General features: G+C 38.5%; 15 protein-coding genes. All 15 read right to left on the bottom strand.

Annotated elements, in window-relative coordinates; translation table 11 throughout:
- Window positions 1-3: 3 nt before the first annotated feature.
- The 15 genes from MOK21_RS17395 to MOK21_RS17465 all read right to left on the bottom strand — a co-directional run bounded on the left by MOK21_RS17395 (window position 4) and on the right by MOK21_RS17465 (window position 16,087).
- Window positions 4-1,305, bottom strand: a complete 1,302-nt coding sequence (locus tag MOK21_RS17395) for a sensor histidine kinase (protein WP_249075247.1) — start codon at window positions 1,303-1,305, stop codon at window positions 4-6.
- 299 nt (window positions 1,306-1,604) lie between these two features.
- The gene (locus MOK21_RS17400; protein WP_249075248.1) at window positions 1,605-2,810 is read right to left on the bottom strand and encodes an ABC transporter permease; all 1,206 of its coding nucleotides are present in this window, start codon (window positions 2,808-2,810) and stop codon (window positions 1,605-1,607) included.
- A complete protein-coding gene (locus MOK21_RS17405; RefSeq protein WP_249075249.1) occupies window positions 2,811-3,698 on the bottom strand; it encodes an ABC transporter ATP-binding protein in 888 nt (295 codons plus the stop codon). It lies immediately after the preceding gene.
- A 113-nt stretch (window positions 3,699-3,811) separates the two neighbouring features.
- On the bottom strand, window positions 3,812-4,393 hold the full coding sequence (locus MOK21_RS17410; protein ID WP_249075290.1) for a glycosidase: 582 nt from the start codon (window positions 4,391-4,393) through the stop codon (window positions 3,812-3,814).
- Window positions 4,394-4,811: 418 nt separating this feature from the next.
- Complete coding sequence (gene ybaK / locus MOK21_RS17415) at window positions 4,812-5,306, bottom strand: Cys-tRNA(Pro) deacylase (RefSeq protein WP_249075250.1); 495 nt, start codon at window positions 5,304-5,306, stop codon at window positions 4,812-4,814.
- 25 nt (window positions 5,307-5,331) lie between these two features.
- The gene (locus tag MOK21_RS17420) at window positions 5,332-6,072 is read right to left on the bottom strand and encodes a hypothetical protein (protein ID WP_249075251.1); all 741 of its coding nucleotides are present in this window, start codon (window positions 6,070-6,072) and stop codon (window positions 5,332-5,334) included.
- A gap of 244 nt (window positions 6,073-6,316) precedes the next feature.
- Window positions 6,317-6,871 carry a VanZ family protein gene (locus MOK21_RS17425; RefSeq protein WP_249075252.1) on the bottom strand — a complete coding sequence of 185 codons (555 nt, stop codon included), beginning with the start codon at window positions 6,869-6,871 and terminating at the stop codon, window positions 6,317-6,319.
- A gap of 196 nt (window positions 6,872-7,067) precedes the next feature.
- Window positions 7,068-8,606 carry an acyl-CoA carboxylase subunit beta gene (locus MOK21_RS17430; RefSeq protein WP_249075253.1) on the bottom strand — a complete coding sequence of 513 codons (1,539 nt, stop codon included), beginning with the start codon at window positions 8,604-8,606 and terminating at the stop codon, window positions 7,068-7,070.
- Between the two features lie 430 nt (window positions 8,607-9,036).
- Window positions 9,037-9,819: an enoyl-CoA hydratase gene (locus tag MOK21_RS17435; RefSeq protein WP_249075254.1), complete on the bottom strand. Its 783-nt coding sequence runs from the start codon at window positions 9,817-9,819 to the stop codon at window positions 9,037-9,039.
- Complete coding sequence (locus tag MOK21_RS17440; protein ID WP_249075255.1) at window positions 9,816-10,733, bottom strand: hydroxymethylglutaryl-CoA lyase; 918 nt, start codon at window positions 10,731-10,733, stop codon at window positions 9,816-9,818. Before MOK21_RS17440 ends, MOK21_RS17435 begins: the two co-directional genes overlap by 4 nt.
- A gap of 15 nt (window positions 10,734-10,748) precedes the next feature.
- Window positions 10,749-10,961, bottom strand: a complete 213-nt coding sequence (locus MOK21_RS17445) for an acetyl-CoA carboxylase biotin carboxyl carrier protein subunit (RefSeq protein ID WP_249075256.1) — start codon at window positions 10,959-10,961, stop codon at window positions 10,749-10,751.
- Between the two features lie 80 nt (window positions 10,962-11,041).
- Complete coding sequence (locus MOK21_RS17450; RefSeq protein ID WP_249075257.1) at window positions 11,042-12,400, bottom strand: acetyl-CoA carboxylase biotin carboxylase subunit; 1,359 nt, start codon at window positions 12,398-12,400, stop codon at window positions 11,042-11,044.
- Between the two features lie 15 nt (window positions 12,401-12,415).
- Entirely contained in the window at window positions 12,416-14,050 is a 1,635-nt protein-coding gene (locus tag MOK21_RS17455; protein ID WP_249075258.1) for an AMP-binding protein, read from the bottom strand.
- 32 nt (window positions 14,051-14,082) lie between these two features.
- Window positions 14,083-15,225 (bottom strand): acyl-CoA dehydrogenase, encoded by a 1,143-nt coding sequence (locus MOK21_RS17460; protein ID WP_249075259.1) that lies wholly within the window; start codon window positions 15,223-15,225, stop codon window positions 14,083-14,085.
- A gap of 211 nt (window positions 15,226-15,436) precedes the next feature.
- The gene (locus MOK21_RS17465) at window positions 15,437-16,087 is read right to left on the bottom strand and encodes a TetR/AcrR family transcriptional regulator (RefSeq protein WP_249075291.1); all 651 of its coding nucleotides are present in this window, start codon (window positions 16,085-16,087) and stop codon (window positions 15,437-15,439) included.
- Window positions 16,088-16,517 lie beyond the last annotated feature (430 nt).

A 16,517-nucleotide genomic window follows, 5' to 3' on the forward strand; every position in this document is an offset into this window, starting at 1 on the left:
TATCTACTCCTTTCGAAACTCAACTTCTTGAATAAAATAAGGGGAACTAATTTTCGTGTTCAAATTGACGTTATGTAAATCATTTGTTATTTGACGTAAATTAGCTAAGCCTAAACCTCGATTTTCTCCCTTTGTTGAAAAGCCTTCTTGATAAATTTCATGTACCTTTATAGCTATTTTCTTATCAAATGTGTTACTCACAACTAATAAGACAACCTCACCCATGTGGATAAACGCCATTCGTACTTCGCCATTTTCAACTCCTCGTGCAGCTTCAATCGCATTATCTAGTAGAATGCCGACCATGCGATTTAAAAGAATTGGATCTACATCAATATCAGTAATCTCCTCAACAATTTCAATATAAAACGGTACATGATGTGATTGGGCTTGTAAAATTTTCGTGGTCACTAACCCTTTTAAACTGTTTATTTTTAAGTTATTTAGCATCATCATCGCTTGTTGATTTAGTTGTTCATGATGATTCGCTTCTAAAATATGATCATAGAAGTATGTATGTAGACCTTCATAGTTTTTATCATCAATAAATGTACGCAGTGAAGATAAAATATTAATGTAGTCATGTTTAAATTTGCGCATATCTTGGTTAATTTGTTCAATTGATGTAACATAGGATTCGAAGTTTTTCATTTCTTGTTCACGTTGCTTCATTTTATATTGTTTAAATGCTAAATATAAAACGACAAATACACTAATTGAAAGTAATACAAAATAAATTAGGAACATCGCTAAATTATTTTGAACACTTTCATAGAAATTGTCATGGTCAATTGCCATGATATTGATGTACATAAAGATGACTGTTGTAATACCAAGGAATACCGAAATATACGAAACAAAGCTATTAATTACCCAGCGACTTATCAAATATTTCACAATTCTTTTGTAACAAAAAGCAAATATTAGACCAAATACTATATAAAAAAAGAAATAACTAATTATTGATAGTTGCTCATTCCCTATCCCATTAAACAACCGAAAAGTCAGTATGTTAGAAATATTGTCCCCTATTACTAAAAGTATCAGTGCCATACACACATGAAGAATGTTCATAACAACTTTTGTTTCTCGATACATCATGATAGCTAATAGCGATAAACAATATAACATTGACCACGCACCAATAAACGGGAACAACAAAAAAGTTGGCAAAAATATAATAATTATAATAGTAATCAACTGTTTTTTTGACCAATATAAGTCTAAAATATATGTACAGAAAAATAGCATCATAGAAAACTGAATAATGCTCATTAGTAGCATTTTTCCTGTTAGTACATCCATTTATCATACTCCTAACATTTTACTATAAGACCATTATATTTCATTTTAAAAAATTCTGTACTTTTAATTTCTTCTGGAAATTCTATTTCATCCTTCCATTCTACAAGAATCTCCATATAAAAATGCATCCACAAGTTCATCCCATCGCGTGCTACCACGTACAAAAATCGCCCATAACCAGCAATTGTGGCTACGGGCTGTTCACTATTTTGTTTAAGTTTTGCTATAAACTAGAGCAATTATTCTTTTTGCCCTTTGATAACAAAAGATCTTGACATTTTGTTCTTATAATCGCAGGACTATCTATTAAATTGAATTAGTTGTTTAAATGTTAAGCTATCTGATTTTAAAACGCCTTTTGGATAGATTTTCGCTGCCACTGCTGCAAATAAAGCAATAAAAGATATCATTACTAATAGCGAAACAGCAATTTCGATTGGTGAAATCGTATTATATACAATACGAATCAATACACTCGTTGGTGCCGTAAATGGAATGTAAGAAGTTATATTCGTCATCGTTCCTTCTGGAGAATCCACTACAAAGAGCATCTCTACTACTAAACTTGCCATTAATATAATCATAATTGGCATCGATGCACTTGCTAAATCATCCGGGCGGCTTATCATGGATCCAACAATTGCATACAAAGTTGCATAGATAAAGTATCCAATGGTACAGAAAATAAGAATATACCCTGCTGTTCCCCATGTAATAGTTTCCATTACAGCTTGTACAAACGAGCCTTCAGGAACTTCAAAAATACCTACGTTTGCCCATAATAAAAGGGCACCCATAAAAATAAATAATTGTGTTAAACTAGCTAAACCAATGCCTAAAATTTTCCCGTACATCATAGGGACTGGTGCCACTTTTGTAATCATGACTTCCATGACACGTGAAGATTTTTCAGATGCAATCGCTGTTGCAACGTTGTTACCGTATATTGAAATAGAAAAGAACATAATAGTTATTAAACCGTAAATAATAAACAACGCATTTGGTTCTGTTTCATATAACGATTGAACACTGCTTTGGAGTGGTGTATTCAATTCTTGAACGACACCCGTGTCAATCGATTGTTTAGCAACAATTGACGCTACTTTCTTTTGTTTAATATAAGATTCTAACGTAAGTAGCACTTCATTGTTTACTTTCGGCATGTAGATATTCAATTGCATTACATTCGTTTGATCTTCTAATACAAAGAATCCAGTTAATTCCTTAGTTTTTATATCTTCTTTTAGGTCTTCTATATTCGCATTTTCTACTATTGTCCAGCTTCCGGCTAACCCTGTTAACTCTTTTTCAGATAGTTCTAAAGATGTTTGATTGACAATTTTATAAGTCTCATCCGGACTGTTCGAAGTAAAGACTTTCATGATAAATGGTGAGGCAAAGAGAAGTAAACTCAATCCTACTAAACCAATCGTCATATATAAATATGCCTTTGTTTTTACAGCCTCTTTGAAAACGTTATTAAATACAATGCTAAAATTGCGCATTTACGCCCCCCCTGTTCGTTCAATAAAGATTTCATGTAAACTTGGTTCTTTCAATGAAACTCCTTGTAAATCAAACTTTTCATCAATTTCCCGAATCGTTTGATGGATTTTATCATTTCGTGGAATACGCAATTTATAACGATTATTTTCTTGTGTGAATTTATATTGTTTCAAAGCTAAGTAATCTTTAATGTTAGCTGTTGTATCTAATTCTAAATAACGATAATCATAAGATTTTTTTACAGCTGATAATTGATCTGACACAATTAAATCCCCATCTTTCAAAATACAAATTTGGTTACAAAATGATTCAACTTGATCCATTTGATGACTACAGAAAATAATTGTTTTCTTTTGAGCGATTAATTCTTTTACAACACTTTTTAACATATCAGCATTGACTGGATCTAACCCGCTGAAAGGTTCATCTAATATGATAAACTCCGGATCATGTATAATTGCTGTAATTAATTGTACTTTTTGCTGATTTCCTTTAGATAATTGTTCAGTGCGCTTCTTTGCTGCATAAGAGATTTCAAGCTTTTCTAACCATTTTAGGGCCTCTCTTTTAGCTTCTTTTTTATCCATTCCTTCTAACATACCAAAATAAATAATTTGATCTAAAACGTTCATTTTCGCATAAAGACCACGCTCTTCTGGTAAATAACCAATTTTTAAGTTCTTCTTGGAGAAAGGTTTTCCTTTCCATAAAATTTGTCCACTATCTTTCGGAATTAACTCTAACATCATTCGAATGGTAGTTGTTTTTCCGGCACCATTTCGACCAAGCATGCCTAATATTTGCCCTTCTTCTAATCGAATTGAAATATTGTTTACTGCTTTTTTATCACCAAAGCTTTTATTTAAATTTTCGATTTTAAATGTCATAAAGCATCTCTCCTAATTAACCATTTTTATGATAGCAATAACAACGATGCCAATAATTAATCCACCTAAAAGACCTAAAACTTTTTTCATATTAATTTTCCTCCTTCGCATGTTCAATTTGTAATTATTTTCTGTTCAAATGCTTTAACAATGGATTCTATATAATTTGGTACTTTAAAATAAGTATTAATTCGATAAAGTGACTGATCTATTTCTTCAGCCGATAGCTCTTGTGTACGTTGGATAAATTCAAATGAGTGACCTACCGCTAACTCTTTTAGTATCTTTTTATCCACCTCCCTTAAAGAGACATCTGGTAAATCAGGTATATTACATCCAAATGATTCCAACAATATTAAAAATTCGTCCAGACTTGTATTTTTAGTAACACTGGTCCACCTTTCTTCATCTTTTAGGTGATGGTAGACCTCACCCATCCTTGAATCCACAAGTAACATGATGTCTATTTCTGGACATTTTAATTTCTTCAAACTATCAATTGTCATTGTAAAATGTTGATTAGTTGCTTCCACTACCACAATATCAAGGCATTGTTCTTTAATTTTTTTCATCAAGGTTTGATCAAATATAGGAGTTTGAATTTGATAAGTATCTACTTGCCAAGTTGAACGCCTATCACGAATAGCTATTTGTAATGCTTCAATAAATAAAGTTGACGTTGAAACAATTAACACTTTCAAAACATCCCCCCCTTTCTGTCTGAGAATTACCTTAACTACACTATACTTTTGTTTTTCTTTTTATTGTTTAAGTACTCTTCAAAACTAATTAATTGCACATTATTGTTCTTTTTTAATAAAAAAATACGTTCATGCAATCATGAACGTATACTTTCTTATTTACAGGAGGTCCCATATGCGTATTTACAATGTAAAGGAAAAGCATTCAGACTATCAAGATTGAACGGATATAAAGGGCTTATTCGACTTAGCCGAGCAATTTACCGAGCTACCCGAACGAACTCTTTGCTTACCTGAACAGTTTGCGAAGTAACCTAATCGTTTCTTCCACATCGCCAAGCGGATAACCATAACCAAGCAATCTTTTTCAACTGTCACTACTTAAAAGCCCAATAAAAAACTACCCAACATATCATGCTTGGGTAGTGGTAATTGGTGCGAGCTTTGCCTTTGTAACGGCAACTAAATCATCTAGTTGTACGTGGATTTGCATGCCGATTTTCCCGGCACTCACAATAATATTTCCTTGCTCTTGAGCGGACGCATCGATGACAGTTGGGTAAAGTTTCTTCATGCCGACTGGAGAGCATCCGCCTCGCACATAGCCTGTATAGCCAAGTAATTCCTTGACTGGAAGCATGTCGATTTTCTTTTCTCCTACAACCTTTGCAGCAGCTTTTAAATCGAGCTCATCTGCTACAGGAATAACAAATACAAAAAGTTTTTGTGCACTTGCCTTTGCTACTAATGTCTTGAAAACACGAGAAACTGGGTGGCCAATTTTTTCAGCAACCGAAATTCCGTCAACTTGGCCGTCTCCAGTCTCATATTCAATTACTTCGAATTGTATTTTTTGTTGCTCCAATAATCTTATTGCATTTGTTTTCGCATGCTTTGCTTTAGCCATGTTAAAAAAACTCCCATCTCCAGCATTAGGCTATCATAGAGAACTTAGGGTCATTTCCTGGTTGATAGCCGTCTTTCGCCATTTGTATATGAGTCGCATATTTTTCAGAAGCGTATTTAAATGTTCGCGCCTTATAGGCCTCTGCATAACTCTTACCGAAAATTGTATCTGCAAATGGGTCTAATTTCAATTCTTTCAAAAAACGTTCAGGTACTTTAACTTCAATAGTTTCACGTACAAAAGAAGGCTCCCTTTCATCTAACTCTTGATCATTTAGTTGCCCCTGCATGTGAAGTAATTGAGCATTTGCACTTGCCGCAACACGTAAATCCTGTGGTGATGGCTGTGCGGGTGCTAACGCTGCAGTCCTCACCTGCTCTAACGTTTGGAACAGTTCATTGGCATTCACATCATCTACGAAAGGCGCTTCTTCATCTAAATCCTCTATCTGTGAATATTCAGGAGCTTCAGCTTTTTGCGTTTGCTCATGAGCGAGCACATTCTTTTTCGTTTGTTGTAAATCCTGCATGATTGTTTGCTGTCGAGGCGTGACTTCTTTAGATTCCTCTTTTTGCTGCTCGTAGAGATCTTGATCTGTACGCCCTAAAAGTAGATTTTCGAGCTCAAGCAATAACGGATTTTTCTTTGGCTGGAAATACAATGAGTTTTTTCGATATGCATCATCTGCTTGTTTTCGCTGTAAAATCTTTTTACGATTATATTGTGATGACATTCTTTCTTGTTCTATTAAACTTGATAGTTTCATATGATTCACCTCGGCTTTCTAAGTTAATATGAAAGTTACGTAATAAATATGATAGTTTCTGTATCCTAATTATCGGAATTTTCTTAATCAAATTCAAGAGTAAATGAATACTAAGCTTCTAAAGAAATAAATAAATTTCGATAAATCAGGCATATAGACCTTCATAAGCTTGTGATATTCTATTCATTTAATAGTTTATGGTGTTAATTCGCCACTAAAAAACAGCCCTTTAGTAAGGACTGTTTTATCTATTTTTAATCAATATACTTTTATAGGCTAGGTAGCCAAGCCATGCTCCCAGGGTATTTAAAATCAGATCATCGATATCTGCCGATCCAACTCTAAAAATAAACTGGATGGTTTCTACCGCTAGACTAGAGAAAAAGCCTATACAAATAACTTTCCAAGCTTTACGACACTTTTTTGATAATAGCGGTAGTAAAAAGCCCATTGGAGTAAATATTAATAAGTTGCCGAGCAAATTAATAATAATGATGTCAAAATTAAAATACTGAGAGTAATTTATATAACGAAGAATTGTATCAAAGGGAACAAAATTCGTCGTTAATCGCCAGTTGCTGTAATCAAACAGCCCTAAATCACCAAGAGAGTATTCGCCATGGAACAAAATCACGACTACATTCACTAGACGATCAATCACCAGTTTATAAAAAGCTATGACGGAATAGATGCAAAAAAATATCCAACCTGTTACCTTTATCGGTAAATAATATGTATCTATCAGTGAACGATAAGGTAACGGTAGCTTGGCACTACCCTGTATATTATTTTTTGCCATGCCTATACCACCTACTTCCCTTGATCCTCTCATCATTTTAATATGCACCTCTTCACCAAGCAAGGGGTAAAAATAAGTTAGGTCAAACGTTTTTATTTTTTCCCCTTATACTATACGTCTGTCCAGGTTCAATTAGAAAGAAAAGCTCACAATAAAAAAGCTGCCTCCATTAACTGAGACAGCATTTTTTCGTGCTTTATACTGGATTTACTCCATGTTTACGTTCCGAGAATAATAGATATTTTGACATATAGAGCTCTAAACGTGATTCGAGTGCTTTTCTTAAATCATTTGGCTCAATGACATCGTCAATGATAAGCTCGGAAGCTAGGCGATAGACATCGATTTCCTCTTGATATTCCTTGCGCTTTTCTGCAATAAAGCTTGCTTGCTCCTCTTTTGGGAGTTCAGCAATTTTATTGGCATAAACTGCATTGACCGCGGCTTCAGGACCCATTACAGCAATTTGCGCATTGGATAGTGCAATGCAACAGTCTGGCTCAAAAGCAGGACCTGCCATTGCATACAGCCCTGCACCATATGCCTTACGGACAATGACCGTTAATTTAGGGACAGTTGCCTCGCTCATTGCAAAAATCATTTTCGCTCCATGGCGTATAATCCCTGCTTTTTCAACTTGCGTACCAATCATAAAACCCGGTACATCTGCGAGGAAAAGAAGCGGAATATTAAACGCATCACAAAGTGAAATGAACTTTGCTGCTTTATCAGCTGAATCGTGGAATAAAACGCCCCCCTTGACGCGAGGTTGATTGGCGATTATTCCGACAGATTGCCCATTAATGCGTCCTAGTCCTGTAATTAATTCTGGAGCGAATAATTTTTTCACTTCACAAAACGAATCTTCATCAATAATCCGTTCTATTAGCTTATACATATCAAAAGGAACGTTTTGATTTTTCGGTATTAGTTCATCAATCGATTTATCAAATATAGCTGGTGGTTTTGGAGCCTCTACCTTACTGCGCTCCGCATAATTGTTCGGGAAATAGCTTAAATATTTACGAGCATAGGCAATTGCTTCTTGCTCTGTTTTAGCAAGCACATCTCCGCAACCGGAAACAGAACAGTGCATTTTCGCTCCACCCATCGTTTCCAAATCTACCTTCTCACCTATAACCATTTCTGCCATACGTGGAGATCCTAAATACATCGATGCATTACCCTCTACCATGACTACAATATCGCAGAATGCAGGGATGTATGCACCTCCTGCTGCGGAAGGTCCAAACAGTAAGCATATTTGGGGAATTTTACCTGAAAGCTTCACCTGATTATAGAAAATGCGTCCTGCACCTCTTCGACCAGGGAACATTTCCAATTGGTCAGTAATACGTGCACCTGCCGAATCGACTAGATACAACAATGGGCAATTTAGCTTTTCTGCTGTTTCCTGAATACGAATCATTTTTTCTACTGTACGTTTACCCCAAGAGCCAGCTTTAATCGTCGAATCGTTCGCTAATACACAAACAGTGCGGCCATGGATTTTACCGATTCCAGTTACAACGCCATCTGCTGGTAAGTCACCTGCTAAGCAGTTTGCATACAAGCCATCCTCCGATTGTAATCCATCATCTAGTAATAATTCGAGTCGTTCACGTACAAATAGCTTTCCTTGCTGTGCATTTTTATCGTGATATTTTGGCAGGCCCCCTGCTAAAATTTGTTCCTTCATTGTTTTCGTCGTATTTTCTGTCGGTACATTGCTCATCGTTAATTCCTCCTTTTGCCCAAATCGGTTACGCCTTAGCATAATTACTTTACCCTTCGTATTTCTTCTCTCTTACATTCCATAATTATAATAAATTCACTTAGATTTCAGATCATAAACAAAGTGTGAGGTTGATTTCCGTTCCGACCGAGCGCTTTGCCGCTGACGCTTCGCTTTCGCGCAGAGCAGAGCTTCCTGGGGGCGTCCGATGAGCCGCTTCACTCGCGTTGCTCGCTCCAGGGTCTCGGGCCAACACGATGTTGGTCACGAAGGCGTTATCACAGGATGTGATGGTTTTAGCCTTCGTTCCCCTATCGCTGATCCCCAAGGAGTCGCCCAGTCTCTACTCCAATTAACTTTTAATCATGGCATAGATTATCTTCACCTTTTGATTTAGCCATGACTTTGCCTTTTGGTTAAATGCCTCCTTTTATTTCCCTACATATTGCGGTGTTCGCTTTTCCTGGAAAGCTAGTAAGCCCTCTAATCGATCTTCTGTAGGAATCAGAGCATTATATGCAAGTGATTCGATTTTTAAGCCCGTAGCTAAATCTACTTCAACACCTTGATTCATGGCAATTTTCGCCTGTACTAAAGAAAGTGGCGCATTTTTGGCCATTTCAAGTGCAAGCTGCTGTGCCTTTTCAAGTATTTCATGTCCCTCATAAATATACTCAACAATACCGTAGTTTCTTGCTTCCTCAGCGTTTAATCGACGTGCTGTATAAATTAATTCCTTCGCTTTTCCAATGCCAATGAGTCGAGGAAGTCGTTGCGTACCTCCTGCCCCTGGGATGATGCCGAGAGATGTTTCCGTAAGACCTAGTTTGGTATGGGCAGCAGCCAGACGTAAATCACAGGCTAAAGCTAGTTCGAGTCCGCCACCAAAAGCAACACCATTTAGTACGGCGATAACAGGTTGAGCGAGTGCCTCTACTTTTGCCACTGTTGCCCCGATTAATTGCACGATCTGCTTTACTTGTCGGTCTGGCATCCCTTTACGCTCTTTTAAATCTGCGCCTGCGCAAAAAGCTTTTTCCCCTGCTCCCGTTAGTAAGACGACTCTCACTGCCGGATCGCCATTTATGTTGTCGAGTGTCGTGCTAAGTTCTTGGAGTAATTGTATAGACATTGCATTCGCCGCTTCAGGTCTTGAAAGTGTAATAAGCCCAATGCAATGATCTACTACCTCAAAACGAACGAGTTGCGTCATAATTGACTCGCACTCCTTTCATTACGGACAATCGCCATTTGTTTAGAAGCAACGTCCTTCCCTAGTTTCTGTTCAATAAAGAGTGCCGCCTCTAGCACTTTATTCCGTTCCACACCCGTTTTAATACCCATTTCATCTAACAAATACAATAAATCCTCCGTGGCTACATTACCTGATGCTCCTTTGGCATACGGACAGCCTCCGAGTCCACCAAGCGCACTATCAAACTTCGTAATGCCCATTTCTAAAGATTGAACAATATTCGCTAGTGCTGTACCACGTGTATCATGAAAATGCATCGCGAAATTTCCTGCGGGATATCTTTTTAGCAATTCTTCTAAAAGATTTTCCACCTGTGTCGGTACACCAACACCAATCGTGTCACCAAGCGAAATTTCATCGACGCCCATTTCGAATAATTTCTCCGTTACTCGCAAAACCTTTTCTGGTTGTATGTAGCCTTCATACGGGCACCCAATCACCGTTGAGACGTAGCCTCGTACATTTTTATGTGCTGCCTTTGCCCCTACCACAACTTCCTGTAAAATCGGAAATGTTTCATTAATCGATTTATTAATATTACTTTGATTATGGCTTTCACTGGCAGACATAAACACGCTTACCTCATCTACTTCAGCCTGCAATGCACGTTCTAAGCCACGCATGTTCGGTACTAGTGCCGCATACGTGATATCTTTTTGGCGTTTAATGGCTTGAAGCACCTCCACTGCATCAGCCAGCTGTGGAATCCACTTCGGATGTACAAAAGAAGTGACCTCGATATAATTCAATCCTGTTTGACTAAGTAAATTCACTAGCTGTACTTTATCGGCAGTTGCAATATGCGTTTTCTCATTTTGCAAACCGTCACGGGGACCCACTTCCTTTAACGTTACATGCTTTGGTAGCTGCATAAAGAAACCTCCTTATTATTCGATTTCTAAAATATCATCATCAACGTTAATGAAATCCCCTTCGCTCGCAATGATTTTTGTAACCACGCCATCTTCTTCTGCTGCAATAGGAATCTCCATTTTCATCGACTCTAAAATTGCTACATCTTGTCCTGCTGTCACTTTCTCGCCCTCTGCTACAACGATTTTCCATACTGTCCCTGCCATACTCGCTTTCACTGTTGCCATTGTCAATCCCTCCAAGTGTCATTAATGTTTTAGATAACGCATTCGCACTCGTTATTAAAGTGCGAATGCCTTTAATGTATTTATTTTGTCTCTGCTAATTGAGGTAGATAATATTCATCTACAAATTTAGTAGTTGTATAGCCTTTTAAAAATTGTTCATGTGTGACTGTTTTCAGTAGCATTGGAATATTTGTTTGAATTCCTTCTACTTTATACGCTTGAAGTGCCTCAATAAGTCTTTCACAGGCAATTGTTCGTGTTTCTCCCCACACTACCAACTTGCTAATCATCGGATCGTAAAAAGGTGTTACCGTAGTGCCAGCCTCTACGCCACATTCATGGCGAATGCCTTCGCCTGTAGGCAATTCAAAAGCAGTAATTGTCCCTGGAGAAGGGAAAAAGGTCGACGGATTTTCTGCGTAAATGCGTACTTCAATCGCATGTCCTTTTCTTTGTATGCTATCGCGCGTAAATGCCAGCGGTTGTTTTGCCGCGATCTTTAATTGCGCTTCTACAAGATCCAGATTTGTAATTTCCTCAGTCACGGGATGCTCCACCTGTAAACGCGTATTCATCTCTAAGAAATAAAAGTTTTGCTCTGCATCTACTAAATACTCAATCGTGCCGGCATTCACATAGCCAATATGTTGCACTGCCTTGACCGACGCATCTAGCATACGTTTTCTTGTTTCTTCAGAAATGAAAGGAGATGGTGCTTCCTCAACTACTTTTTGATTTCTACGTTGAATCGAGCACTCACGTTCAAATAGTGGGACGACATTGCCATCATGGTCCGCCATAATTTGCACCTCGACGTGATGAGGATTCGCAATAAAACGTTCCATATACATCGTGCCATCACCAAAGAATGACTGTGCACGTTTTTGATTGCCCTCAAAGGCTTTTGCCAATTCCTCTGCATTTTCAACGAGCTGCATGCCGATACCCCCACCACCAGCAGAGGCTTTTAACATAATCGGATAGCCTAGTCGGGATGCAATTTCTATAGCGTCTGCTACATCTTTCAAAGGTGCTTCTACACCTTCAACAATTGGTACACCTGCTGCCTTCATTGTTTTCCGAGCTTCTAATTTACTACCCATCGAAGCAATAACGTCCGCGCTTGGTCCAATAAAAACGAAGCCCGCCTCCGTACAACGTTTAGCAAACTCAGCGTTTTCTGATAATAAGCCATAGCCGGGATGAACAGCGTCAGCACCGCTTTCCTTCGCCACTTCAAGAATACGATCAATATTTAAATAGCTTTGTGCAACAGGTGGTTTTCCGATACAGAACGCCTCATCCGCGTCCTTCACATGTAAGCTTTCAGCATCTGCCTCGGAATACACCGCAACTGTTTGAACATTTAGTCGTTTGCATGTCCTTATAACACGTCTAGCGATCTCTCCACGATTTGCAATTAAAACCTTCTTGAACATAACACTGCCCCCTCCTTACTTCACTGTTGCACCGAAACTCTCTCTTAATCTATACTTTTGAACTTTTCCTGATGCAGTCATCGGATAGTCATCGATAAAGAAAATATGTCGTGGTATTTTATGTCTAGAAATTTTATCCCGACAATAATCTCGAATCTCTTCTTCTGTAGCCTGCTCTCCTTCTCGCAAAATAATCCAAGCTGCCGCTTCTTCTCCATAAACGGGATCAGGAACGCCCGCAACCTGTACATCTGCAATTTTTGGATGTGTATAAAGGAATTCTTCAATTTCTCTAGGCGATAAATTTTCACCGCCCCGAATAATCATATCTTTTAAACGACCTGTTACACGTACATAGCCCGCCTCATCCATCGTTGCCAAATCCCCTGTATGCAGCCAGTTATCTTTATCTATTGCAAGAAGCGTTTCTTCTGGGTTTTTATAGTAACCTTTCATGACATGGTAGCCTCTCGTACATAACTCCCCTTGTTCATTCGGCGCAGCTTCTTCGTTTGTACCAGGAATGACAATTTTAACTTCTAGATTTGGCAATGCGCGGCCCACGGTTTCTACCTTTAACAATAGTGGGTCATCAGCTCTTGTTTGTGTAATAACAGGTGAGGCTTCTGTTTGCCCGTAGCAGATCGTAACATCCTTCATCCCCATTTTGTCGATAACCGCTTTCATAACTTCGATAGGACAGTTAGAGCCAGCCATTACTCCAGTACGCAACGTTGATAGATCGAAAGACGAAAAATTCGGTAAATTAAGTTCACTAATGAACATCGTTGGTACGCCATGTAGCGCCGTACATTTCTCTTTTTCAACAGTTTGTAGCACCTCAGTAGGTGAGAATTCCTGAACTGGTACCATCGTTCCACCACTCGTTGTAATGGCTAATGTCCCAATTACACAGCCAAAGCAATGGAAGAATGGGACAGGAATGCACAAGCGATCTTCATAAGTTAAACGCATACATTCTGCAATATTAATCGCATTATTGACTAAGTTATAATGCGTTAACATAACACCTTTCGGAAAACCTGTTGTTCCCGATGTATATTGAATATTAATAACATCATCATAATGAAGTGCCTGCTGTCTTTGATCTAATTGCTCCTCAGTTATTTGCTCTGCAGCAGATAACACATCAGACCAATTTAGCACGCCAGGGTATTTTGTCTCGCCAATTAAAATAACATTTTTCAATAAGGGTAGTCGCTTTGATTGCAAATTACCCGGTTCACAATGATTAAGCTCTGGACATAACTCTTGCAGTGTATTCATAAAAGAATGGTCTCGATAATTTTCAATTAAAATAATCGTTTTTGCATCGGATTGCTTCAATAAATATTCCAACTCGCTTGAACGATAATTAGTGTTTACAGTGACGATTGGAGCACCCATTTTACCTGTAGCAAATTGTAGCTGCACCCATTCCGGGACATTGGTCGTCCATACTGCAATATGCTCACTCTTCTCTATTCCAAGAGCCATCAACCCTCTAGCTACCAAACGACTTTGCCGATTGAGCTCCTCGTAGGTCATTCGTAAATCCCTGTCTGCATACACTAATGCTTCCCGCTGTGGATACTTCTCAGATTGTTCATCTAGCAATTGACCAATAGTTTGATACACAAGTTCTGCCATGAAAATCCTCCTTATTTATCTACTTAAGATGATTAACAGCCAATTAGACGAGAAATAACGAGACGTTGAATTTCAGACGTTCCCTCACCGATTTCCATTAACTTAATGTCACGCAGATGACGTTCTACGTCGTATTCTTTCATATACCCTGAACCACCATGAATTTGAATGGCTTGATTACAAGTGCGGAAGCCCATTTCAGAAGCAAATAATTTTGCCATTGCCGCTTCCTTCCCGAATGGTTTCTTTTGATCTTTAAGCCATGCCGCCTTATGTACTAACGTACGCGCAAGCTCTATCTCCATTGCCATATCGGCTAATTTAAATTGAATTGCCTGAAGTTTTGATATGGGTGCACCAAATTGTTCACGTTCTTTTGCGTATTTTAATGCTTTCTCATAAGCCGCCTGTGCAATTCCTACAGATAATGCAGCAATGGAAATACGCCCTCCATCTAACGTATTTAAAAATTGGCTAAATCCGCGTTTTTCATCCCCTAATAGATTAGCCCTTGGTACACGAACGTTTTGCAAAATAATCTCACACGTATTGGAGCCACGTACGCCCATTTTGTCGTAATTGCAGTTGATCGTTACGCCAGGAGTGTTAGTTGGTACAATGATAGATGAGATAATTTTTTTCCCATCTTCACGTTTACCTGTAACTGCTGTCACAATAATTTGACGTGCATACCCAGCATTTGTGATCCAGCATTTTTCACCATTAATGATGTAATCATCACCATCAATTACGGCTGTTGTCCGTGTCCCTCCAGCATCTGAACCTGCATTAGGCTCTGTTAGGCCAAACGAACCTAATGTTTCCCCTTTCGCTAACGGAACTAGCCATTCCTGCTTTTGCTCCTCTGTACCAAAATTGTAAATAGGCGAAGCACCTAGGCTAACTGCTGCTGCATAGCTTAATCCTGTACCGCCACATGCACGACCGATTTCTTCAACAGCAAGTGCGTAGGAAACCGTATCTCCACCTGACCCACCGTACTCTTCAGGAAACGGGATTCCTAATAAGCCAAGCTCTGCCATCTTTTTAAAGCTCTCTATTCTCATCGTCGATGTCTCGTCAACCTCACGAGCATACGGTTTAATTTCATTTTCAGCAAAATCACGCACCATGTCTCGAATCATCACTTGCTCTTTCGTTAGTTCAAAGTTCATCCCCAGTCCCCCTAATGTTTAATTTGCCATAGCGGATTTCGTTTCAGATGATAGTTGTAAAAAATCAATTATGCCTCGGCATAATTGCGTCCGGAATCGGCTTTGGGCCAACACAATGTTTTTTGCGCGAAAGCGTAGTGCTAACGCATCCTCTCTTTCAACGGGGGTTGAGACCGGTTGAAAGAAGTTAATACCGACTAGTCGGTTTGTTTTAAGTATTAATAAAACCAGTCTCTACTGCTGGCTCCCCCTTGACCATAAATTGTACGGCTTCATCCATTGCTTGTTCAGTGACAATCGCACGCAATACCATATCCGTAAAGACTTCTGTAATTTCCTCCATTGTTAAAGGACCCGATTGCTTAAACCATTTATATGTCCAGTTAATCATCCCCACAATAGCCATCGTTACAATAGTACAAGGTAGTTCTGTACGGAAATCCTTTGTTTGCTGGCCTTCCTCTATGACTTTTTGTAAAATATCCCGATATTGATCTCGTTTTTCATGAATAATTTCACTATATTCTTCAGGTAATGAACGGCTTTCCTCATAAAAAACAGTAATATGTGCTTGATACATATCAAATACTTTGGTCAGTGTTTGCAGCATCGCACATAAACGTGTAATTGGTGTATTGTATTTGTCATATGCCTCTTGTGACTGTTTAATCACATATGAAATAAATACATCGTGAATTTCATACAACAATTCATCTTTCGATTTAAAATTATGATAAAATCCACCCTTTGATGCACCAATATATTCAACAATGCGATCAACAGTTACATTGTGATAGCCATCTTGCTGAAATAGCACTACAGAAGCGTCAACAATACGTTGTTTTAATGTTTTCTTTACCATAGGCATCTATCATCCTTCTTATTACTCTTTACTCCATCACCTCTTATAATTAGAAAAGGTTTTAGGTCATGGCCATAATGTGTGGTTGATTTCCGTTCCGGCTGGGCGCTTTGTTGCTGCCGCTTCGCTTTCGCACAGAAAACATCCGCTTCGCTGCAGGGTCTCGGGCCAACAGATGTTTTTTGCGCGAAAGCGTAGTGCTAACGTAGCGGCAGCAGCACCGATGTTGGTCACGAAGGCGTTATCACAGGATGTGATGCTTTTAGCCTTCGTTCCCCTATCGCTGATCCCCAAGGAGTCGCCCAGCCTCCACTCCAATCAACTTATTTACATGGTATACGTTTTAAGAAAATGTCATCCCAAACTTCCGATGTTGGAACAATTTATTAGAAATCACTTGTATGGCACATCACTATAACGTAAGTTTTAA

The sequence above is a fragment of the Lysinibacillus sp. BPa_S21 genome (assembly GCF_023337795.1).
Taxonomy (GTDB): Bacteria; Bacillota; Bacilli; order Bacillales_A; family Planococcaceae; genus Lysinibacillus.